The organism is Streptomyces sp. BJ20, assembly GCF_022869105.1.
GTDB lineage: Bacteria > Actinomycetota > Actinomycetes > Streptomycetales > Streptomycetaceae > Streptomyces > Streptomyces griseoincarnatus.
The window spans coordinates 2789040-2811708 of record NZ_CP094918.1; the positions used below are offsets into that span (position 1 = coordinate 2789040).

20 protein-coding genes and 1 riboswitch are annotated in these 22669 nt (G+C 71.9%); of the genes, 19 read left to right on the forward strand and 1 reads right to left on the reverse strand.

Annotated elements, in window-relative coordinates; genetic code table 11:
* Positions 1-62 precede the first annotated feature (62 nt).
* From MTR79_RS12650 to MTR79_RS12740, 19 genes are all read left to right on the forward strand, one after another.
* The gene (locus MTR79_RS12650; RefSeq protein ID WP_244790208.1) at positions 63-1844 is read left to right on the forward strand and encodes a DUF5941 domain-containing protein; all 1782 of its coding nucleotides are present in this window, start codon (positions 63-65) and stop codon (positions 1842-1844) included.
* Positions 1841-2593: a phosphocholine cytidylyltransferase family protein gene (locus tag MTR79_RS12655; protein ID WP_244790210.1), complete on the forward strand. Its 753-nt coding sequence runs from the start codon at positions 1841-1843 to the stop codon at positions 2591-2593. Before MTR79_RS12650 ends, MTR79_RS12655 begins: the two co-directional genes overlap by 4 nt.
* Positions 2581-3642, forward strand: a complete 1062-nt coding sequence (locus MTR79_RS12660; RefSeq protein WP_048460824.1) for an iron-containing alcohol dehydrogenase family protein — start codon at positions 2581-2583, stop codon at positions 3640-3642. Before MTR79_RS12655 ends, MTR79_RS12660 begins: the two co-directional genes overlap by 13 nt.
* A 13-nt stretch (positions 3643-3655) precedes the next feature.
* The gene (locus MTR79_RS12665) at positions 3656-4399 is read left to right on the forward strand and encodes a CDP-alcohol phosphatidyltransferase family protein (protein WP_244790212.1); all 744 of its coding nucleotides are present in this window, start codon (positions 3656-3658) and stop codon (positions 4397-4399) included.
* Entirely contained in the window at positions 4396-5280 is an 885-nt protein-coding gene (locus MTR79_RS12670; protein ID WP_086703603.1) for a glycosyltransferase, read from the forward strand. The genes MTR79_RS12665 and MTR79_RS12670 overlap by 4 nt, the downstream gene beginning before the upstream one ends.
* A 96-nt stretch (positions 5281-5376) precedes the next feature.
* Positions 5377-6312 carry an ABC transporter permease gene (locus MTR79_RS12675; protein WP_086703601.1) on the forward strand — a complete coding sequence of 312 codons (936 nt, stop codon included), beginning with the start codon at positions 5377-5379 and terminating at the stop codon, positions 6310-6312.
* A complete protein-coding gene (locus MTR79_RS12680; protein WP_086703599.1) occupies positions 6305-7084 on the forward strand; it encodes an ABC transporter ATP-binding protein in 780 nt (259 codons plus the stop codon). Before MTR79_RS12675 ends, MTR79_RS12680 begins: the two co-directional genes overlap by 8 nt.
* A 361-nt stretch (positions 7085-7445) precedes the next feature.
* Positions 7446-8357, forward strand: a complete 912-nt coding sequence (gene hpnC / locus MTR79_RS12685; protein WP_244793143.1) for a squalene synthase HpnC — start codon at positions 7446-7448, stop codon at positions 8355-8357.
* Positions 8354-9304, forward strand: coding sequence for a presqualene diphosphate synthase HpnD (gene hpnD, locus MTR79_RS12690; protein ID WP_244790214.1), 951 nt, complete (start codon positions 8354-8356; stop codon positions 9302-9304). The genes hpnC and hpnD overlap by 4 nt, the downstream gene beginning before the upstream one ends.
* A 115-nt stretch (positions 9305-9419) precedes the next feature.
* Positions 9420-10850: a hydroxysqualene dehydroxylase HpnE gene (hpnE, locus tag MTR79_RS12695; protein ID WP_086703596.1), complete on the forward strand. Its 1431-nt coding sequence runs from the start codon at positions 9420-9422 to the stop codon at positions 10848-10850.
* 71 nt (positions 10851-10921) lie between these two features.
* On the forward strand, positions 10922-11986 hold the full coding sequence (locus MTR79_RS12700; RefSeq protein ID WP_244793145.1) for a polyprenyl synthetase family protein: 1065 nt from the start codon (positions 10922-10924) through the stop codon (positions 11984-11986).
* A gap of 116 nt (positions 11987-12102) precedes the next feature.
* Positions 12103-14142, forward strand: a complete 2040-nt coding sequence (gene shc / locus MTR79_RS12705) for a squalene--hopene cyclase (protein WP_244790216.1) — start codon at positions 12103-12105, stop codon at positions 14140-14142.
* Positions 14142-14783: a 1-hydroxy-2-methyl-2-butenyl 4-diphosphate reductase gene (locus MTR79_RS12710; protein ID WP_189366841.1), complete on the forward strand. Its 642-nt coding sequence runs from the start codon at positions 14142-14144 to the stop codon at positions 14781-14783. Before shc ends, MTR79_RS12710 begins: the two co-directional genes overlap by 1 nt.
* A gap of 5 nt (positions 14784-14788) precedes the next feature.
* Positions 14789-15811: an adenosyl-hopene transferase HpnH gene (gene hpnH, locus MTR79_RS12715; protein WP_048460834.1), complete on the forward strand. Its 1023-nt coding sequence runs from the start codon at positions 14789-14791 to the stop codon at positions 15809-15811.
* A gap of 6 nt (positions 15812-15817) precedes the next feature.
* A complete protein-coding gene (gene ispG / locus MTR79_RS12720; protein ID WP_244790219.1) occupies positions 15818-16972 on the forward strand; it encodes a flavodoxin-dependent (E)-4-hydroxy-3-methylbut-2-enyl-diphosphate synthase in 1155 nt (384 codons plus the stop codon).
* Between the two features lie 28 nt (positions 16973-17000).
* The gene (dxs, locus tag MTR79_RS12725) at positions 17001-18914 is read left to right on the forward strand and encodes a 1-deoxy-D-xylulose-5-phosphate synthase (protein ID WP_189366663.1); all 1914 of its coding nucleotides are present in this window, start codon (positions 17001-17003) and stop codon (positions 18912-18914) included.
* Positions 18911-20326 carry an aspartate aminotransferase family protein gene (locus MTR79_RS12730; protein ID WP_244790220.1) on the forward strand — a complete coding sequence of 472 codons (1416 nt, stop codon included), beginning with the start codon at positions 18911-18913 and terminating at the stop codon, positions 20324-20326. Before dxs ends, MTR79_RS12730 begins: the two co-directional genes overlap by 4 nt.
* 78 nt (positions 20327-20404) lie before the next feature.
* A complete protein-coding gene (locus MTR79_RS12735) occupies positions 20405-21028 on the forward strand; it encodes an XRE family transcriptional regulator (RefSeq protein WP_244790222.1) in 624 nt (207 codons plus the stop codon).
* Complete coding sequence (locus MTR79_RS12740; RefSeq protein ID WP_078493074.1) at positions 21025-21153, forward strand: DUF6126 family protein; 129 nt, start codon at positions 21025-21027, stop codon at positions 21151-21153. Before MTR79_RS12735 ends, MTR79_RS12740 begins: the two co-directional genes overlap by 4 nt.
* Positions 21154-21184: 31 nt before the next feature.
* Here MTR79_RS12740 and MTR79_RS12745 read toward each other — a convergent pair whose 3' ends face one another.
* Entirely contained in the window at positions 21185-21982 is a 798-nt protein-coding gene (locus MTR79_RS12745; RefSeq protein WP_244790225.1) for a tyrosine-protein phosphatase, read from the reverse strand.
* Positions 21983-22502: 520 nt separating this feature from the next.
* Positions 22503-22667, forward strand: a riboswitch (cyclic di-AMP (ydaO/yuaA leader).
* Positions 22668-22669 lie beyond the last annotated feature (2 nt).

Here is a 22669-nt window from a genome sequence, read left to right on the forward strand (position 1 = left end):
CGGGCGCATCATCGTGTTCATGACCGGCGTGGACGCGTCGCCCCCAGGGAGTGAGATTTCGGTTGCCGACCGCCATCGTCACCGGCCCCCCGGTCCCCGGTTCGTCACTCGAGGGCGACCTGCGCTCCCTCGGCTTCGACGTGCGGTCCGCCGCCGGCGCGGCGGAGGCCGAGACGCTGCTCGCCGAGGTCCCCGGGGAGGAACGCGTCGCCCTGGTCGACACCCGGTTCGTCGGACACGTGCACGCCCTGCGGCTCGGTCTGACCGACCCCCGCTTCCCGCTCTCCGCGATCCCCGGCGCCGTCACCGCCCAGCGGTCGGGCCGCCAGGCCCTGACCCGCGCGATGGCCCGCGAGAACTCCGCGACCGGGCAGGGCGCGGGCAACGGCACCCTCGTGCAGGGCCTCCCGGACCGGGTCACCGCCGCCCTCGACACCGGCGTGCACCGCCCCGGGCTCGGCAGCCTGGTCGCCGTCGTGCCCGCCGACCCGCAGGCCCGCAACGAGGCCCGGCAGGCCGTCGCCGCCGTGGACGAGGAGGCCGTACGCCTCAGGTCCGCCGTCAAGGCCCGCGACGGCTTCTTCACCACCTTCTGCGTCAGCCCCTACTCGCGCCACCTCGCGCGCTGGTGCGCCCGCCGCGGACTGACCCCGAACCAGGTCACCACCGCCTCCCTGCTCACCGCGCTGGTCGCGGCCGGCTGCGCCGCGACCGGCACCCGCGCGGGATTCGTCGCCGCCGGCGTGCTGCTCCTCGGCTCGTTCGTGCTGGACTGCGCCGACGGCCAGCTCGCCCGCTACTCGCTGCAGTACTCCACGCTCGGCGCCTGGCTCGACGCCACGTTCGACCGGGCCAAGGAGTACGCCTTCTACGCGGGCCTCGCCCTCGGCGCGGCCCGTACCGGCGACGACGTCTGGGCCCTGGCGCTCGGCGCCATAATCCTCCAGTCCTGCCGGCACGTCGTCGACTTCTCCTTCGCCGAGGCCAGGACCGGGGCCGCGGAAGGTCCCGCCGCGGCCCTGTCGGACCGCCTGGACCGCGTCGGGTGGACGGTCTGGGTGCGCCGCATGATCGTCCTGCCGATCGGCGAGCGCTGGGCGCTGATCGCCGTCCTCACCGCCGCCACCAGCCCCCGCGTCACCTTCTGGGTGCTGCTCGCCGGCTGCGCCTTCGCCGCCGCGTACACCACCGCCGGACGCGTCCTGCGCTCCCTGCGCGGCGGCCGGGCGGGGGACAAGGCCGCCCGGGCCCTGACCGACCTCGCCGACGGCGGCCCGCTCTCCGAACTGCTCCACCGCCCCTGGGCCCGCGGCGGTGCGGCCGCCGCCGCGCTCGGAGCGGTGCTGGTGACGGGATCCGCCCTCGTGTGGGGCGCCGGATGGCAGACCGTCCTGGCCGCCGTCGCCTACGTGATCTGCTCCGCCGCCGCCGTCGGCCGCCCCCTCACCGGCCGCCTCGACTGGCTCGTCCCGCCGCTGTTCCGCGCCGCCGAGTACGGAACCGTCCTGGTCCTGGCGGCCGACGCGGAGGTGAACGGAGCCCTTCCCGCGGCTTACGGACTGGTGTCCGCGGTCGCCTACCATCACTACGACACGGTCTACCGCATCCGCGGCGACGCGGGCGCGCCCCCGCGCCCGCTGGTGCGGGCGATCGGGGGGCACGAAGGTCGCACGCTGGCGGTCGCCGTCCTGGCGGCCGTGCTCACCGCGTCCGGATTCACCGTCGCGCTCACGGCCCTCGCCGTGGCCGTGGCTCTCGTGGTGCTCGCCGAGAGCATCCGCTTCTGGGTCGCCGCCCACCGGGGTGGCGCGCCCGCCGTACACGACGAAGGAGAACCCGCATGATCGGCCTCGTGCTGGCGGCCGGCGCCGGCCGGCGTCTGCGCCCCTACACCGACACGCTGCCCAAGGCGCTGGTGCCGGTGGGGCCCGCGGGCATGGAAGGGGAGCCCACGGTCCTGGACCTGACGCTGGGCAACTTCGCGGAGATCGGGCTGACCGAGGTGGGTGTCGTGGTCGGCTACCGCAAGGAGGCCGTGTACGAGCGGCAGGCGGCGCTGGAGGCGAAGTACGGGCTGAAGCTGACGCTCATCGACAACGACAAGGCGGAGGAGTGGAACAACGCCTACTCGCTGTGGTGTGCGCGGGACGCCCTGAAGGACGGTGTGATCCTCGCCAACGGCGACACGGTGCATCCGGTGTCGGTGGAGCGGACGCTGCTGGACGCGCGGGGTGACGGCAGGCAGATCATCCTGGCGCTGGACACGGTGAAGCGGCTCGCCGACGAGGAGATGAAGGTCGTCGTCGACCCGGAGAAGGGGATGCGGCGGATCACGAAGCTGATGGACCCGGCGGAGGCGACGGGCGAGTACATCGGTGTGACGCTGATCGAGGGCGGTGCGGCCGAGGCGCTGGCGGACGCGCTGAAGGCGACGTTCGAGCGGGACCCGCAGCTGTACTACGAGGACGGCTACCAGGAGCTGGTGAACCGGGGCTTCCGGATCGACGTGGCGCCGATCGGCGACGTCCGGTGGGTCGAGATCGACAACCACGACGACCTCGCCCGCGGACGGGAGATCGCGTGCCAGTACTGACCCGGCTCATCCCCTCGCCGGTCGTCGTCGACATCCGTCCCGGCGCCCTCGACGACCTGGCCTGCGTCCTCGCGGACGAGCGCATCTCGCAGTCCGGCCGGCTCGCCATCGCCGTCAGCGGCGGCTCCGGCGCCCGGCTGCGCGACCGTGTCGCGCCGTCGCTGCCCGGCGCCGACTGGTTCGAGGTCGGCGGCGGCACCATCGACGACGCGGTCCGGCTGGCCGGCGCCATCCAGGGCGGCCGTTACGACGCGGTCGTCGGCCTCGGCGGCGGGAAGATCATCGACTGCGCCAAGTTCGCCTCGGCGCGCGTCGGCCTGCCCCTGGTCGCGGTCGCCACCAACCTGGCGCACGACGGCCTGTGCTCGCCGGTCGCCACCCTCGACAACGACGCGGGACGCGGCTCCTACGGCGTGCCCAACCCGATCGCGGTCGTGATCGACCTCAACGTCATCCGCGAGGCCCCGGTCCGGTTCGTCCGCTCGGGCATCGGCGACGTCGTCTCCAACATCTCCGCCGTCGCCGACTGGGAGCTGTCCCACCGCGTCAACGGCGAGAAGGTCGACGGACTCGCCGCCGCCATGGCCCGCCAGGCCGGCGAGGCCGTGCTCCGGCACCCGGGCGGCGTCGACGACGACAGCTTCCTCCAGGTGCTCGCCGAGGCCCTGGTGCTCACCGGCATCTCGATGTCCGTGTCCGGCGACTCCCGGCCCTCCTCCGGCGCCTGCCACGAGATCAACCACGCCTTCGACCTGCTCTACCCGCAGCGCGCCGCCGCCCACGGCGAGCAGTGCGGACTGGGCGCCGCCTTCGCGATGTACCTGCGCGGCGCGCACGAGGAGTCGGCGGCCATGGCCGAGGTGCTGCGCCGGCACGGGCTGCCGGTGCTCCCCGAGGAGATCGGGTTCTCCGTCGACGAGTTCGTCCGCGTCGTCGAGTACGCCCCCGAGACCCGCCCCGGCCGCTTCACCATCCTCGAACACCTCGCCCTGACCACCGAACAGATCAAGGACGTCTACGCCGACTATGTCAAGGCCATCGGTAGCTGAACTCCGTCCGGTCGTGCACCCCGCGGGGGTCAAGGACCGGCGCAGCGGTGAGCACTGGATGGGACGCCTCTACATGCGCGAGGTGTCCCTGCGGGTCGACCGCTACCTGGTGAACACCCGGGTCACCCCCAACCAGCTCACGTATCTGATGACCCTCTGCGGTGTCCTCGCTGCCCCCGCGCTCCTGGTGCCCGGCATCACGGGGGCGGTCCTCGGGGTGGTCGCGGTCCAGCTGTACCTGCTGCTCGACTGCGTCGACGGCGAGATCGCCCGATGGCGCAAGCAGTACTCCCTCGCCGGCGTCTACATGGACCGCGTCGGCGCCTACCTGACCGACGCCGCCGTGCTGGTCGGCCTCGGCCTGCGCGCCGCCGACCTGTGGGGCACCGGCCGCATCGACTGGCTGTGGGCCTTCCTCGGGACCCTCGCCGCGCTGGGCGCGATACTCATCAAGGCGGAGACCGACCTGGTCGGTGTCGCCCGCCACCAGAACGGCATGCCCCCGGTGAAGGAGTCCGCCTCCGAGCCGCGCTCCTCCGGCGTGGCGCTCGCCCGCAAGGCCGCCGCCGCCCTGAAGTTCCACCGGCTGATCCTGGGCATAGAGGCGTCCCTGCTGATCCTGCTCCTCGCGATCCTCGACTCCGCCCGGGGCGACCTGTTCTTCACCCGCCTCGGCACCGCCGTCCTCGCGGGCATCGCCCTGCTGCAGACGCTGCTGCACCTCGTGTCCGTCCTCGTCTCGAGCAGGCTGAAGTGAACGCGGGCATGAAGGTCGGCGCGGTGATCATCACCATGGGCAACCGCCCCGACGAACTGCGGGCCCTGCTCGACTCCGTCGCCAAGCAGGACGGCGACCCCGTCGAGGTCGTGGTCGTCGGCAACGGCTCGCCCGTGCCCGACGTCCCCGAGGGCGTCAAGACCGTCGAGCTGCCCGAGAACCTGGGCATCCCCGGCGGGCGCAACGTCGGCATCGAGGCCTTCGGGCCCAGCGGCCGGGACGTCGACATCCTGCTCTTCCTCGACGACGACGGCCTGCTCGCGCACACCGACACCGCCGAGCTGTGCCGGAAGGCGTTCGCCGAGGACCCCTCGCTCGGCATCATCAGCTTCCGCATCGCCGACCCGGACACCGGCGTCACCCAGCGCCGGCACGTGCCCCGGCTGCGTGCCTCCGACCCGATGCGCTCCTCCCGCGTGACCACGTTCCTCGGCGGCGCCAACGCGGTGCGCACCCAGGTCCTCGCCGAGGTCGGCGGACTGCCGGACGAGTTCTTCTACGCCCACGAGGAGACCGACCTGGCCTGGCGTGCCCTCGACGCCGGCTGGATGATCGACTACCGGTCGGACATGGTGCTGTACCACCCGACGACCGCCCCCTCGCGGCACGCGGTGTACCACCGCATGGTGGCCCGCAACCGCGTCTGGCTCGCCCGGCGCAACCTGCCCGTCCCGCTCGTCCCGGTGTACCTGGGCGTCTGGCTGCTCCTCACCCTCCTGCGCCGCCCCTCGGGCTCCGCCCTCAAGGCGTGGTTCGGCGGCTTCAAGGAGGGCTGGACCTCGCCCTGCGGGCCCCGTCGCCCCATGAAGTGGCGTACGGTGTGGCGGCTGACCCGACTGGGCCGGCCCCCGGTGATCTGACAAGCTTCGAGTCCGGGGATCCGGCCCCTGCCCGGTCCCCGGCTCCTGGCAGGCCCGCGCGGGCCCCGCACATCGAGGACGAAAGTTAATCCACCCGTGAGTGAGACTACGCACGACGGCACGGTCGCGGTCGGCGCGCCCGTGCCGCCCGACGAGGGCCTTCCGGCGGCCGAGCTGGCCGCGAAGTACGGGCTGTCCGTCAGCGGCGCCCGCCCGTCCCTCGGCGAGTACGTCCGTCAGCTGTGGGGACGGCGGCACTTCATCCTGGCCTTCTCGCAGGCCAAGCTGACCGCCCAGTACAGCAAGGCGAAGCTGGGCCAGCTGTGGCAGGTGGCGACGCCGCTGCTGAACGCGGCCGTGTACTTCTTCATCTTCGGCCTGCTGCTCGGCGCCCGGCGCGGCATCCCGAGCGACGTCTACGTGCCGTTCCTCGTGACGGGCGTGTTCGTGTTCACCTTCACGCAGAGCTCGGTGCTGGCCGGTGTCCGGGCGATCTCGGGGAACCTGGGGCTGGTGCGGGCGCTGCACTTCCCGCGGGCGTCGCTGCCGATCTCGTTCGCGCTCCAGCAGCTCCAGCAGCTGCTGTTCTCGATGATCGTCCTGGTCGTCATCATGGTGGCGTTCCGGAGCTATCCGGACCTGTCGTGGCTGCTGGTGGTGCCGGCACTGGGGCTGCAGTTCGTCTTCAACACCGGCCTCGCGCTGATCTTCGCGCGGATGGGCAGCAAGACCCCCGACCTGGCGCAGCTGATGCCGTTCGTGCTGCGGACCTGGATGTACGCGTCCGGCGTGATGTTCTCCATCCCGGCCATGCTGGAGGACAAGAACGTGCCGTCCTGGGTGGCGGACGTGCTCCAGTGGAACCCGGCCGCGGTCTACATGGACCTGGTGCGATACGCGCTGATCGACAAGTACGACTCGACCTACCTGCCGCCGCACATCTGGGCGTTCGGACTGGGCTGGGCGGTGCTCGCCGGCGTGGTCGGCTTCGTCTACTTCTGGAAGGCAGAGGAGAGGTACGGCCGTGGCTGACGACAAGACGGGCGCCCGGGTGCCCACCGTCATCGCGGACGACCTGCACATCGTCTACCGCGTGAACGGCACCCGGTCGGGCAAGGGAAGCGCCACCGCGGCGCTCAGCCGGATCCTCAAGCGCGGCGAGGAGCGGGGCGTGCGCAAGGTGCACGCCGTGCGCGGGGTGTCCTTCGTGGCCTACCGCGGCGAGGCCATCGGCCTGATCGGGTCCAACGGCTCCGGCAAGTCGACCCTGCTGCGCGCCATCGCCGGACTGCTGCCCGCCGAGCGCGGCAAGGTCTACACCGACGGCCAGCCGTCCCTGCTCGGCGTGAACGCGGCCCTGATGAACGACCTCACCGGCGAGCGCAACATCATCCTCGGCGGGCTCGCGATGGGCATGTCCCGCGAGGAGATCAAGGCGCGCTACCAGGACATCGTCGACTTCTCCGGGATCAACGAGAAGGGCGACTTCATCACCCTGCCGATGCGCACCTACTCCTCCGGCATGGCCGCCCGTCTGCGCTTCTCCATCGCCGCCGCCAAGGACCACGACGTCCTGATGATCGACGAGGCGCTGGCCACCGGCGACCGGAAGTTCCAGAAGCGCTCCGAGGCCCGCATCCGCGAGCTGCGCAAGGAGGCCGGGACGGTGTTCCTGGTCAGCCACAACAACAAGTCCATCCGCGACACCTGCGACCGGGTGCTGTGGCTGGAGCGCGGCGAGCTGCGCATGGACGGGCCGACGGACGAGGTGCTCCGCGAGTACGAGAAGTTCACCGGCAAGTAGCCCGTTTCGCCCAAGTCCCCGCCGGAACGGTCCGGCGGGGTCCCGCGTCTGCAAAAGATGCGTCAACTCCCCGCGCACGGCGGAAGCCTGACGCCGGACGATGTGTTGTCGTGGAGCACGGAAGACCCCCGTCGAGGAACGGCGCGTTGTACAACGTAAGCTGTACCGGTCCGCGAAAGGCGGCAATCAGGGCCATAATGCCCGACACCATTCCTCGGCGACGTCGGGTGGACGCCTGGGCGGCGTGTCCGAAATAGTGTGAATTGGGTCAGCAGTGTAGAACGGGAGATGTGACGGCAATGGCTTCGGAGACTCCCCGGCTGAACTCAGCATGCGCCGTCCTCTCCCCGGGCAGTCCGCGATGACGGCCGCCGGCCGGGCGCGCCCCGGCGACCTCGAACGGGCCACCCTCGACAAGGCCGCCGCCGAGAACTTCCCGGTGGCGCCCTTCTTCCTGCCCAGGGCCTGGCGCGACGACCTCATGGCCGTCTACGGCTTCGCCCGTCTGGTCGACGACATCGGCGACGGCGACCTCGCCCCCGGCGGGGCCGACGCCCGCGCCCTCGGTGTCCCCGAGGACAAGGCCGGCGACCGCCTCACCCTGCTGGACGCCCTGGAAGCCGATCTCCACCGCGTGTTCGACCCGAAGGGCCCGGCGCCCCGTCACCCCCTGCTGCTCCGCCTGGAGCCCACGGTCCGCCGCCGCGCGCTGACCCCCGAGCCGTTCCTCGGGCTGATCGCCGCGAACCGCCAGGACCAGCTGGTCACGCGCTACGAGACCTACGACGACCTGCTCGCCTACTGCGAGCTGTCGGCCAACCCGGTCGGCCGCCTCGTGCTCGCCGTCACCGGGACCGCCACACCGGAGCGCATCCGCCGCTCCGACGCGATCTGCACGGCCCTGCAGATCGTCGAGCATCTTCAGGACGTCGCCGAGGACCTCGGCCGCGACCGCATCTACGTGCCCGCCACGGACATGAAACGTTTCCACGTCCAGGAGGCCGACCTCGCCGCGCCCACCGCCGGCGCCTCGGTGCGCGCGCTCGTCGCGTTCCAGGCGCAGCGCGCCCTCGACCTGCTGGACGAGGGCGCACCCCTGGTGGGCAGCGTCCGGGGCCGGCTCAGACTCCTGCTCGCGGGGTTCGTGGCGGGAGGAAGGGCGGCCGTCCGCGCGATCGCGGCCGCCGACCACGATGTACTTCCCGGCCCGCCCAAGCCCGGCACGCTGCAGCTGCTGCGTGAGGCGGGCGTGACTCTGCGAGGAAAGGGGTGATCCGGACCGTGGAGTCCCAGCCATCCGCGTCCGCACCGGTACTCGCCGCCTACAGCTACTGCGAGACCGTCACCGGCCAGCAGGCACGCAACTTCGCCTACGGCATCCGGCTGCTGCCGACGCCCAAGCGGCGCGCCATGTCGGCCCTGTACGCGTTCTCCCGGCGGGTCGACGACATCGGCGACGGACCGCTCCCCGAGGACGTCAAGGCCGCCCGTCTCGAGGACACCCGCGCGCTGCTCACCCGGATCCGCGAGGGCGCGGTCGAGGAGGACGACACCGACCCGGTCGCGGTCGCCCTCTCCCACGCCGCGGCGCACTTCCCGATCCCGCTCGGCGGCCTGGACGAACTCATCGACGGCGTCCAGATGGACCTGCGCGGCGAGGCGTACGAGACCTGGGACGACCTGAAGGTCTACTGCCGCTGCGTCGCGGGCTCCATCGGACGGCTCTCGCTCGGCGTGTTCGGCACCGAGCCCGGCGCGCATGGTGTGGGACGCGCCTCCGAGTACGCCGACACGCTGGGCCTGGCGCTCCAGCTCACCAACATCCTGCGCGACGTCCGCGAGGACGCCGAGAACGGGCGGACCTACCTGCCCGCCGACGACCTCGCCAAGTTCGGCTGCGCCGACGGCTTCGCCGGACCCACACCGCCCCAGGGCTCGGACTTCGCGGGCCTGGTGCACTTCGAGGTGCGCAGGGCCCGCGCCCTCTTCGCCGAGGGCTACCGGCTGCTCCCCATGCTCGACCGGCGCAGCGGCGCCTGCGTCGCCGCCATGGCCGGCATCTACCGCCGTCTCCTGGACCGCATCGAGCGCGACCCCGAGGCCGTGCTGCGCGGCCGGGTCTCCCTGCCCGGACGGGAGAAGGCGTACGTGGCGGTGCGCGGCCTGTCCGGTCTCGACACCCGGCACGTCGCCCGGCGCACCGTCGGGAGGCGCGCCTGATGGACACCCCGTACCCGGACGGAAAGCGGCGGGCAACCCTCCGCCGCGCCCCCGCGTCCCTCACCGAGACGGCCGGCCGCGCACCTGTCGCGCCCGGCAGGCCGGGGGAGGGCGCATGAGCCACGGCACACGCTCCGAGGGGGCCCCGCACACGGACGGCCCGGTCCCGCCGGGACGCCATGCCGTCGTGGTCGGCGGCGGACTGGCCGGCACCACCGCCGCCCTCGCCCTCGCCGACGCCGGAGTGCGCGTCACCCTGCTCGAAGGCCGGCCCCGCCTGGGCGGACTCGCCTTCTCCTTCAAGCGCGGCGACCTGACCGTCGACAACGGCCAGCACGTCTACCTGCGCTGCTGCACCGCCTACCGCTGGTTCCTCGACCGCATCGGGGGAGCCGGTCTCGCCCCGCTGCAGGACCGCCTCGACGTGCCCGTGGTCGACGCGGCCCGCCCCGAGGGCAGGCGGCTCGGACGGCTGCGGCGCGACCCTCTGCCGGTGCCTCTCCACCTCGGCCGCAGCCTCGCCGCGTACCCCCACCTGTCGCTCGCCGACCGGGCGAGGGTGGGCCGTGCCGCGCTCGCGCTGAAGGGCCTCGACCTCGACGATCCCGCCCTGGACGAGCAGGACTTCGGCAGCTGGCTCGCCGCCCACGGCCAGTCCCCGCGCGCCGTCGAAGCACTGTGGGACCTGGTCGGCGTCGCCACCCTCAACGCCGTCGCCGGCGACTCGTCGCTGGCGCTCGCCGCGATGGTGTTCAAGACCGGCCTGCTGTCCGACCCCGGCGCCGCCGACATCGGCTGGGCCCGTGTGCCGCTCGGCGACCTGCACGACCGGCTCGCCCGTGAGGCCCTCGACGCCGCCGGCGTACGCACCGCGACCCGCACCCGCGTCAGCTCCGTGCGCGCCGACGGTGACGGCGGCTGGAGCGTCGACATCCCCGGCGAGACGCTCCGCGCCGACGCCGTCGTCCTGGCCGTGCCCCAGCGCGAGGCGTACGACCTGCTGCCCGCGGGCGCGCTCGACGACCCGGACCGGCTGCTCGGCATCGACACCGCCCCCATCCTCAACGTGCACGTCGTCTACGACCGCGCGGTGCTCACCCGGCCCTTCTTCGCCGCGCTCGGCACCCCCGTGCAGTGGGTCTTCGACCGCACCCACGCTTCCGGACTGCGCCACGGCCAGTACCTGGCGCTGTCCCAGTCGGTCGCCCACGACGACATCGACGCGCCCGTGGCCGACCTGCGCGAGCGGTACCTGCCCGAACTGGAGCGGCTGCTGCCGCGCGCCCGCGGCGCCGAGGTCCTCGACTTCTTCGTCACCCGGGAGCGCACCGCGACCTTCGTTCCCGCCCCCGGCGTCGGACGCCTCAGGCCCGGCGCCCGCACCGAGGCACCCGGCCTCTACCTGGCCGGAGCGTGGACCGCCACCGGGTGGCCCGCGACCATGGAGAGTGCGGTCCGCAGCGGCGTCGGCGCGGCGGACGCCGCGCTCGGCGCCCTCGGCCGGCCCCGCCCGCGCCACCTCTTCGCGCTCGAGGAGGCCGCCTGATGCTGCAGCGGAGCGGCGCGGCGGGTCCCCGCACCCCCGGTACCGCAACAAGAGGAGAGACTGTGCCCACTGTGCCCCCGGCCTCGCAGGCCGCTCGAAGGACCGCGGTGGACGTGTCCGCGCTCCTGGAGCGCGGCCGGACCCTGGCCACGCCGGTACTGCGGGCGGCCGTCGACCGCCTGGCACCTCCCATGGACACGGTCGCCGCCTACCACTTCGGCTGGATCGACGCCCAGGGCCGGCCCGCGGACGGCGACGGCGGCAAGGCCGTGCGCCCCGCCCTCGCCGTGCTGTCCGCCGAGGTCACCGGCGCGGCTCCGGAGACCGGCGTGCCCGGCGCGGTCGCCGTCGAGCTGGTCCACAACTTCTCGCTGCTGCACGACGACCTGATGGACGGCGACGAACAGCGCCGGCACCGCGACACCGTCTGGAAGGTGCACGGCCCCGCCCAGGCCATCCTGGTCGGTGACGCCCTGTTCGCCCTGGCCAACGAGGTGCTGCTGGAGCTCGGCACCGTCGAGGCCGGCCGCGCCGCACGCCGCCTCACCCGGGCCAGCCGCGCGCTGATCGACGGTCAGGCCCAGGACATCTCCTACGAGCACCGCGACCGGGTCAGCGTCGAGGAGTGCCTGGAGATGGAGGGCAACAAGACCGGCGCCCTGCTCGCCTGCGCCAGCTCCATCGGCGCGGTCCTCGGCGGCGCCGACGAGCGCACCGCCGACGCCCTGGAGCGCTACGGCCACCACCTGGGCCTCGCCTTCCAGGCCGTCGACGACCTGCTCGGCATCTGGGGCGACCCGGAGTCCACCGGCAAGCAGACCTGGAGCGACCTGCGCCAGCGCAAGAAGTCCCTCCCGGTCGTGGCCGCGCTCGCCGCGGACGGCCCGGCCGCCACCCGGCTCGGCGAGATCCTCGCCGCCGACGCCAAGAGCAGCGACTTCGCGAACTTCTCCGAGGAGGAGTTCGCGGCCCGTGCCGCCCTCATCGAGGAGGCCGGCGGCCGTGAGTGGACCGCCGAGGAGGCACGACGCCAGCACACCATCGCCATCGAGGCCCTCGACGTCGTGGACATGCCCGACCGGGTGCGGGAACAGTTCACGGCGCTCGCGGACTTCGTCGTCGTACGAAAGAGATGATCACTATCGGTCGAATAGCCCTCGCGTAGTCGCCGGACCGGTGGGGAGCACCCCCACCGGCCGACGGCGGACCCACAGCAGACGCACCACTTGCAGGACTGCACGAAGGGGAAGCCATGACAGCGACGACCGACGGAAGCACCGGGGCGGCCTCGCCGTCCCGGCTCACCGCGGCCAGCGAACACGACACCGACAGCCCCGGGGCGGCCGGGGTACCCGACATCGCCGCCCGCGCCGTACGGCGCGCCACCGACTTCCTGCTGTCCCGTCAGAGCGACGAGGGCTGGTGGAAGGGCGACCTCGAGACCAACGTCACGATGGACGCCGAGGACCTGCTGCTGCGTCAGTTCCTCGGCATCCGCGACGAGGACACCACCCGGGCCGCCGCCCTGTTCATCCGCGGGGAGCAGCGCGAGGACGGCACCTGGGCCACCTTCCACGGCGGCCCCGGCGATCTCTCCGCCACCGTCGAGGCGTACGTCGCGCTGCGGCTGGCGGGCGACGCCCCCGAAGCCGAGCACATGGCGAAGGCCTCGGCCTGGATCCGGGAGCAGGGCGGCATCGCCGCGTCCCGGGTCTTCACCCGCATCTGGCTGGCCCTGTTCGGCTGGTGGAAGTGGGAGGACCTGCCCGAACTGCCGCCCGAGCTGATCTGGTTCCCCACCTGGGTGCCGCTCAACATCTACGACTTCGGCTGCTGGGCGCGGCAGACCATCGTGCCGCTCACCATCGTCTCCGCCGTGCGGCCGGTGCGCCCCGCCCCGTTCCCGCTGGACGAGCTGCACACCGACCCGGCGCACCCCAACCCTCCCCGGCCGCTCGCCCCCGCGAGCACCTGGGACGGCGCCTTCCAGCGGCTCGACAGGGGCCTGCACAAGCTGCGCCGGGCCGTACCGCGCCGGCTGCGCCGGGCCGCGATGAACACCGCCGCCCGCTGGATCATCGAACGGCAGGAGAACGACGGCTGCTGGGGCGGCATCCAGCCCCCCGCCGTGTACTCGGTCATCGCCCTGCACCTGCTCGGCTACGACCTGAACCACCCGGTGATGCGTGCCGGTCTGGAGTCCCTGGACCGCTTCGCCGTGTGGCGCGAGGACGGCGCCCGGATGATCGAGGCCTGCCAGTCCCCGGTGTGGGACACCTGCCTCGCCACCATCGCGCTGGCCGACGCGGGCCTGCCCGCCGACCACCCGGCCCTGGTCAAGGCCGCCGACTGGATGCTGGGCGAGCAGGTGGTGCGGCCCGGCGACTGGTCCGTGCGCCGGCCCCATCTCCCGCCGGGCGGCTGGGCGTTCGAGTTCCACAACGACAACTACCCCGACATCGACGACACCGCCGAGGTGGTCCTCGCGCTGCGCCGGGTCAGACACCACGACCCGGAGCGGCTGGACAACGCCGTCGGGCGCGGGGTGCGCTGGAACCTCGGCATGCAGTCGAGGAACGGAGCCTGGGGCGCCTTCGACGTCGACAACACCAGCCCGTTCCCCAACCGGCTGCCGTTCTGCGACTTCGGCGAGGTCATCGACCCGCCGTCGGCCGACGTCACCGCGCACGTCGTGGAGATGCTCGCCGTCGAAGGGCTCGCCCAGGACCCGCGCACCCGGCGCGGCGTGGAGTGGCTCCTCGCCGAACAGGAACTGGACGGCTCGTGGTTCGGCCGCTGGGGCGTCAACTACATCTACGGCACCGGCTCCGTGGTCCCCGCCCTGACCGCGGCCGGCCTCCCCACGTCCCACCCGGCGATCCGGCGGGCCGTGGCCTGGCTGGAGAAGGTGCAGAACGACGACGGCGGCTGGGGCGAGGACCTGCGCTCCTACCGCTACGTCAAGGAGTGGAGCGGCAAGGGCGCCTCCACCGCCTCCCAGACCGCCTGGGCGCTGATGGCGCTGCTCGCGGCGGGGGAGCGGGACTCCGAGGCGGTCGAACGGGGCGTCGCCTGGCTGGCGGACACCCAGCGGGAGGACGGCTCCTGGGACGAGCCGTACTTCACCGGCACCGGCTTCCCGTGGGACTTCTCCATCAACTACCACCTCTACCGGCAGGTGTTCCCGCTCACCGCGCTCGGCCGGTACGTCCACGGCGAGCCGTTCGCCGCGAAGCCGGCCGAGGTGCCGGCGGGCTCCGCGCAGGCGCTCGCCGACGCCAAGGGCAGCTGATGAGCGGCCGGCCCGCCCCGACCCCGCTGCTGATCGCCTGCGCGCTCGGCATCGAACACCTCGCGCTGCGCAGGCGGGAGCGCACCACCCCGGGCGGGCCGGTCACCGTGCTGCGCACCGGCATGGGACCGGCGGCGGCCGAGCGGTCCGTCACCCGGGTGCTCGCCGACCCGGCGCTGCACGGGGCCGCCGTCCTCGCCACCGGCTTCTGCGCGGGCCTCGCCCCCGGCATGCACCCCGGAGACCTCGTCGTCGCCGAGGAGACCCGGGACCCACGCGGCACCGTGCCGTGCGTCGGCACCGAGCTGCTGGTGAAGGAGCTGATGCGCGCGGTGCCCGGACGCACCGTGCACACCGGCCCCCTCACCGGATCCGACCACGTCGTACGCGGCCACGAACGCTCCGACCTGCTCGCCACCGGCGCGATCGCGGTGGACATGGAGTCGGCCGCCACGCTCCTGAGCGCCGTCCGCGCGGCCGAGCGCCCGGTTGCGGCCGTCCGGGTGGTCGTGGACGCTCCTGAACACGAACTCGTCCGCATCGGCACGGTCCGCGGTGGAATATCGGCTTTCCGTGTCCTTCGTTCCGTACTCCCGGCTTTCTATGAATGGCACCGTTCCTTGCTGCTCCCCAGGAGGTGAGCCAGATGGCCATGCCGCTGCGTCAGTCCATCAAGGTCGCTACATACTTGGCCGAACAGAAGCTCCGCAGGCGGGACAAGTTCCCGCTCATCGTCGAACTGGAACCGCTCTTCGCCTGCAACCTCAAGTGCGAGGGATGCGGCAAGATCCAGCATCCGGCCGGTGTGCTCAAGCAGCGCATGCCCGTCGCGCAGGCCGTCGGCGCCGTACTGGAGTCCGGGGCGCCCATGGTGTCGATCGCCGGCGGCGAGCCCCTGATGCACCCCCAGATCGACGAGATCGCGCGTCAGCTGGTGGCCCGCCGGAAGTACGTCTTCCTGTGCACCAACGCGCTGCTGATGCGCAAGAAGATGGACAAGTTCACCCCGTCGCCGTACTTCGCCTTCGCGGTGCACATCGACGGGCTGCGGGAGCGGCACGACGAGTCCGTGGCCAAGGAGGGCGTGTTCGACGAGGCCGTGGAGGCCATCAAGGAGGCCAAGCGGCGCGGCTTCCGGGTCACCACCAACTCGACGTTCTTCAACACCGACACCCCGCAGACCGTCGTCGAGGTGCTCAACTACCTCAACGACGACCTCAAGGTCGACGAGATGATGATCTCGCCCGCCTACGCCTACGAGAAGGCGCCCGACCAGGAGCACTTCCTGGGCGTGGAGCAGACCCGGGAGCTGTTCAGGAAGGCCTTCTCCGGCGGCAACCGCCGGCGCTGGCGGCTCAACCACTCCCCGCTGTTCCTCGACTTCCTCGAGGGCAAGGTGGACTTCCCGTGCACCGCCTGGGCGATCCCCAACTACTCCCTGTTCGGCTGGCAGCGCCCCTGCTACCTGATGAGCGACGGCTACGTGCCGACCTACCGGGAGCTCATCGAGGACACCGACTGGGACAAGTACGGCCGCGGCAAGGACCCGCGCTGCGCCAACTGCATGGCGCACTGCGGTTACGAGCCCACCGCCGTCCTCGCCACCATGGGCTCCTTGAAGGAATCCCTGCGCGCCATGCGCGAGACCGTCTCGTCGAACAGGGAGTGATCACAGATGACCGCAGTCTCCCTGGGCCTCCCCGAGGTCCCGGCCACGCTCGCCGTGCGCCGGAAGAGCCGGCAGATCCAGGTCGGCTCCGTGGCGGTGGGCGGGGACGCCCCGGTGTCGGTGCAGTCGATGACGACGACGCGCACGTCCGACATCGGCGCGACGCTCCAGCAGATCGCGGAGCTGACCGCGTCGGGCTGCCAGATCGTGCGGGTGGCCTGCCCGACGCAGGACGACGCGGACGCGCTGCCGGTGATCGCGAGGAAGTCGCAGATCCCGGTGATCGCCGACATCCACTTCCAGCCGAAGTACGTGTTCGCCGCGATCGAGGCGGGCTGTGCGGCGGTGCGGGTGAACCCGGGCAACATCAAGAAGTTCGACGACCAGGTCAAGGAGATCGCGAAGGCGGCGAAGGACCACGGCACGCCGATCCGTATCGGGGTGAACGCGGGCTCGCTGGACAGGCGGCTGCTGCAGAAGTACGGCAAGGCCACCCCCGAGGCGCTGGCGGAGTCGGCGCTGTGGGAGGCGTCGCTGTTCGAGGAGCACGGCTTCCGCGACATCAAGATCTCGGTGAAGCACAACGACCCGGTGGTGATGGTCGAGGCCTACCGTCAGCTCGCCGAGCAGTGCGACTACCCCCTGCATCTGGGTGTCACCGAGGCGGGTCCGGCGTTCCAGGGCACCATCAAGTCGGCCGTCGCGTTCGGCGCGCTGCTGTCGCAGGGCATCGGCGACACCATCCGTGTGTCCCTCTCGGCGCCGCCGGTGGAGGAGATCAAGGTCGGCATCCAGATCCTGGAGTCGCTGAATCTGCGCCAGCGCGGTCTGGAGATCGTGTCCTGCCCGTCGTGCGGGCGTGCGCAGGTGGATGTGTACAAGCTGGCCGAGGAGGTCACCGCGGGTCTGACCGGCATGGACGTGCCGCTGCGCGTCGCGGTCATGGGCTGCGTCGTGAACGGTCCCGGTGAGGCGCGCGAGGCGGACCTGGGCGTGGCCTCGGGCAACGGCAAGGGGCAGATCTTCGTGAAGGGCGAGGTCATCAAGACCGTGCCCGAGTCGAAGATCGTGGAGACCCTGATCGAAGAGGCGATGAAGATCGCCGAGCAGATGGAGAAGGACGGTATCGCGTCGGGAGAGCCGGCCGTCATCGTGAGCTGAACAGCACGGAACCGAAGGGGGCGCGAGCGTGACGATTCTGGAGAGCATTCGGCAACCACGTGACCTGAAGGCGCTGACCGAGGCGGAACTCGGCGAACTGTCCGACGAGATCAGGGAGTTCCTGGTGCACGCGGTCGCCAGGACCGGGGGCCACCTAGGACCCAACCTCGGGGTGGTGGAGCTGACCGTCGCCCTGCACCGGGTCTTCGAGTCGCCGGTGGACCGCATCCTGTGGGACACCGGCCACCAGAGCTACGTGCACAAGCTGCTGACCGGCCGTCAGGACTTCTCCAAGCTGCGCGGCAAGGGCGGCCTCTCCGGCTACCCCTCCCGCGAGGAGTCCGAGCACGACGTCATCGAGAACAGCCACGCCTCCACCGCACTCGGCTGGGCCGACGGGCTCGCCAAGGCCCGCCGGGTGCGCGGGGAGAAGGGACACGTCGTCGCGGTGATCGGTGACGGCGCGCTCACCGGCGGCATGGCCTGGGAGGCGCTGAACAACATCGCCGCCGCCAAGGACCGTCCGCTCATCGTCGTCGTCAACGACAACGAACGCTCCTACGCCCCCACCATCGGCGGCCTCGCCAACCACCTCGCCGCCCTGCGCACCACCGACGGCTACGAACGCGTCCTGGCCTGGGGCAAGAACGTCCTCCAGCGCACCCCCGTGGTCGGCCCGCCCGTCTACGAGGCGCTGCACGGCGCGAAGAAGGGCTTCAAGGACGCCTTCGCCCCCCAGGGCCTCTTCGAGGACCTGGGCCTGAAGTACGTCGGCCCGATCGACGGCCACGACATCCGGGCCGTGGAGTCCGCGCTGCGCCGCGCCAAACGCTTCCACGGCCCCGTCCTCGTCCACTGCATCACCGAGAAGGGCCGCGGCTACGAACCCGCCCTCGCCCACGAGGAGGACCACTTCCACACCGTCGGCGTGATGGACCCGCTCACCTGCGCGCCCCTCGCCCCCTCCGGCGGGCCGTCCTGGACCTCGGTCTTCGGGGAGGAGATCGTCAGGATCGGTGAGGAACGCGAGGACGTGGTGGCCGTCACCGCCGCCATGCTCCACCCGGTGGGCCTCGGCCCGTTCGCCGAGCGCTTCCCGGACCGGGTGTGGGACGTCGGCATCGCCGAGCAGCACGCCGCCGTCTCCGCGGCCGGTCTCGCCACCGGCGGACTGCACCCGGTCGTCGCCGTTTACGCCACCTTCCTCAACCGCGCCTTCGACCAGCTCCTGATGGACGTGGCCCTGCACCGCTGCGGGGTCACCTTCGTCCTGGACCGGGCCGGCGTCACCGGCACCGACGGCCCCTCCCACAACGGCATGTGGGACATGTCGGTGCTCCAGGCCGTACCCGGTCTGAACATCGCCGCGCCCCGCGACGCCGACCAGCTGCGCATCCAGCTCCGCGAGGCGGTCGCCGTGGACGACGCGCCGACCGTGCTGCGCTTCCCGAAGGAGTCCGCCGGCCCGGCGATCCCGGCGGTGGACCGCGTCGGCGGCATGGACGTGCTGCACCGCGCGGACGATCCCGAGGTGCTGCTGGTGGCCGTCGGGGTGATGGCGTCCGTCTGCCTCCAGGCCGCGGACCTGCTCCAGGCGCGCGGGACCGGCTGCACCGTCGTCGACCCCCGCTGGGTGAAGCCCGTCGACCCCGCCCTCCCGCCGCTGGCCGCCCGGCACCGGCTGGTGGCCGTCGTGGAGGACAACAGCCGCGCCGCAGGGGTCGGTTCGGCGGTGGCGCTGGCGCTGGGCGACGCCGAGATCGACGTGCCGGTACGGCGGTTCGGCATTCCGGAGCAGTTCCTCGCGCACGCCAAGCGCGGCGAGGTCCTCGCCGACATCGGTCTCACGCCCGTCGACGTCGCCGGGCGGATCAGCGCGAGCCTCGCCGCCCGGGAGGAACTCGCGAAACAGTCACCGGACGCACAGGAGCATCAGGCATGACCACCGCGGAGTCCGCGTCGGAGCCGTCACAGGCCGGGAAGTTCGACCTCGCCGCACTGCTGGCCGAGCGCGGGGCCGAGCGCTACGAGCTGCACGACCGGTACCTCAACCCGCAGCTCCCGCGCATGCTGCACACCATCGGCTTCGACAAGGTCTACGAGCGCGCCGAGGGCGCCCACTTCTGGGACGCCGAAGGCAACGACCACCTGGACATGCTCGCCGGGTTCGGGGTGATGGGGCTCGGCCGCCACCACCCCGTGGTCCGCAAGGCGCTGCACGACGTCCTGGACCTGTCGCTCGCCGACCTCACCCGCTTCGACTGCCAGCCGCTGCCGGGCCTGCTCGCCGAACGGCTCCTCGTCCACAGCCCGCACCTGGACCGGGTGTTCTTCGGCAACAGCGGCACGGAGGCCGTGGAGGGCGCCCTGAAGTTCGCCCGCTACGCCACCGGCCGGCCCAGGGTGCTCTACTGCGACCACGCCTTCCACGGGCTGACCACCGGCGCCCTGTCCGTCAACGGCGAGTCCGGCTTCCGGGACGGGTTCGCCCCGCTGCTGCCCGACACGGCCGTGCCGCTCGGCGACCTCGACGCGCTGGAGCGGGAGCTGCGCAAGGGCGACGTGGCCGCGCTGATCGTGGAGCCGATCCAGGGCAAGGGCGTCCACGAGGCCCCGCCCGGCTATCTGAGGGCCGCGCAGCACCTGCTGCACCGGTACAAGGCGCTGCTGATCGCCGACGAGGTGCAGACCGGGCTCGGCCGCACCGGCGACTTCTACGCCTACCAGCACGAGGAGGGCGTGGAGCCGGACCTGGTGTGCGTGGCCAAGGCGCTGTCCGGCGGGTACGTGCCGGTGGGGGCCACGCTCGGCAAGGACTGGATCTTCAGGAAGGTCTTCTCGTCGATGGACCGGGTGCTGGTGCACTCCGCCAGCTTCGGCGCGAACGCGCAGGCCATGGCGGCGGGCCTCGCGGTGCTGTCGGTCATGGAGGACGAGCAGATCGTGGCGCACGTGCGCGGGGTCGGGGACCTGCTGCGGACCCGGCTGGCCGCCCTGACCGACCGCTACGAGCTGCTCGCCGACGTCCGCGGCCGGGGCCTGATGATCGGCATCGAGTTCGGCCGGCCCCGCTCGCTGAAGCTGCGCTCGCGCTGGGCCATGCTCCAGGCGGCCCGCAAGGGGCTGTTCGCGCAGATGGTGGTGGTGCCGCTGCTCCAGCGGCACCGTATCCTCACGCAGGTGTCCGGGGACCACCTGGAGGTGATCAAGCTGATCCCTCCGCTGATCGTCGACGAGGGGGACGTGGACCGGTTCGTGGGCGCCTTCACGGCGGTGATGGACGACGCTCACGAGGGCGGGCTCATCTGGGACTTCGGCAGGACCCTGGTGAAGCAGGCGGTCGCCAACCGCTGACCGCGCGAGGAGCGCATGCGCTTTGCCTCTGAGGCAAGGAAATTGCCCGAAAGGCAAAGACCGGTGCTCAATGGAGGCATGAGCTCCTCCGAGACCGAGCCGCGGGACGAGCCTGCCGAGGCCCTCCCCGCGGTCGCTCCTCAGCTGCGTGCCCTGCGCCGGCGGGCCTCCCTGACACTGGAGGCCGCCGCACGGCAGGCGGGCCTGTCACCCGCCCACCTCTCCCGGCTGGAGACCGGACAGCGCCAGCCCTCGTTGCCGATGCTGCTCTCCCTGGCGCGGATCTACGGTACGACCGTCTCCGAGCTGCTCGGGGAGTCGGCCGCCGACCGGGACGCCGTGGTGCGCGCCGCCGACATGGAACCCACGGCGGCCGGCGGCTGGACGTACTGGCAGGCCGGGGCCGCCGGGCGCGGCATGCAGGCGCTGCGGGTGCACGTGCCGCACGGCTCCCAGGGCGACATCGTGCGCGTCCACCCCGGCGAGGAGTGGCTTTACGTCCTCAAGGGGCGGCTGCGGCTGCGCCTCGGGGACACCCTCCACCGCCTGTCCCCGGGCGACAGCGCCCACTTCGACTCGCTCACCCCGCACCGCATCGCCGCGCAGGACCCCGACGGGGTCGAGCTGCTGTTCGTGCACACCCTGCTGCAGAGTCCCATGGCCGCCCTGTGCCTGGGCCCGACCCATGGAGAGACACCGTGACCGGCAAAGACATGGAGGAGAAGTTCCCGCGGGCCCTCTGGGTGAGGCTGTTCGTCTACGTCGTGGTCGGGCACCTCTTCGCGGCCTTCATCTACTTCCTCTTCGAGATCGCGCCGAAGAAGTAGCGGCCACGGGGGGCGAGAACGGGGGCGGGTGTCAGTCGAGCAGCCGCTCGCGCAGCCGCTCCCGGTGGGCCGGGGTGAGCCCGAGTCCCTGCTCCAGGTAGGCGTCCACGCCGCCCCAGGTCTCCTCGACCGTGTCGAAGGCGGCCGCCAGATACTCCTCGCGCGCGTCGAAGAGCGGGCTGAGCAGCTCCATGACCTCGGGGGAGTAGGCGTCGGGGGAGCTGCCGCTGCGCCGCACCTTGTAGCGGCGGTGCTTGGCGTTGGACTTCAGATAGTCCTCGACGATCGCGTCGCGCTCCACACCCACGGCGAGCAGGGTCACCGCCACGGAGAGACCCGCGCGGTCCTTGCCGGCCGCGCAGTGCATCAGCGCGGGGACGCTGTCCTCGGCGAGCGCGCGCAGCACCTGGGAGTGCTCGGAGGTGCGCTCCTTGACGATCATGCGGTACGAGGTGATCATCCGGTCGGCGCCCTGGCCGTCGGCGAGGATCGAGCGCAGTTGGTCCAGGTCGCCGTCGCGCACCATCTTCCAGAACTCCGCGCCGTCGGCCGGGTCGCTCAGCGGCAGGTTGACGTTGCGCACGCCCGGCAGCGAGACGTCCGGGCCCTCCAGCTTCTGGTCGGCCGTGTTGCGGAAGTCGAACACGGTGTGCAGACCGAGCGAGGCCAGGAAGGCGGCGTCCTCCGCGGTGGCGTGGGCGAGGTGACCGCTGCGGAACAGCACCCCGTGCCGCACCCGACGGCCGTCCACCGTGGGCAGTCCGCCCACGTCGCGGAAGTTGCGCACCCCGGTCAGCTGGGGCTCGGTCGACGGGATCTCCTGCGTCACGGACGGCTCCTCCCACTCCGCGCCGTCGCCGCGGCTCGCCGACGGGCACCACTCGACGATACGACATGGCTGCCAAGGGCAATGAGTTGCCGACCGCCCTGGCGACGTTGGATTGTGTCGCTTTCTGTTTGTTCATGAGGGGCAGATTCCGGGTCTGTCGCGCCAAGATCGAGATGTCGCGATTGCGGCGGCTGCCCCATCCAGCTTCGACGTGAATAAGGTGATGTGTCCGAATAGAACCCTTGAGGACAACGTGCCCCGATAGTAATGGAATTGGGGAGGAGGTGCGTGAGCATCGTCATACCGGTGACCGTGTGCTGTCGCCATGCTCACGTAATTTCCCTTCGCAACAAGGGATTTCACCAGCGAGTCGCTCGCGAGATCGACGCACGGTGACGTCGTTCCCCCCTTTCGATCACGGAAAAAGCGGGTTCGCCGGAACCCGCGCTTGTTTCGCCGCGTCGAGGTCGCTTACGTTCCCAACCGATCCGGACGGACGCCTAATCCTGCCGCCGCCCGGAGCCCGCACACACTGACCCGACGTACGGCAGGAGCGGGGGACCCACAGGTACAACTGCCTGTTCCGGGCCCCGGAAACAGGCTTGGGGTTAAGCCGCGCGGCAACGCGGCCGGACATCTCCAGTCCGCACCCGACAGCTCACCTCGTAGGCGCCGGAGAGGAATTCG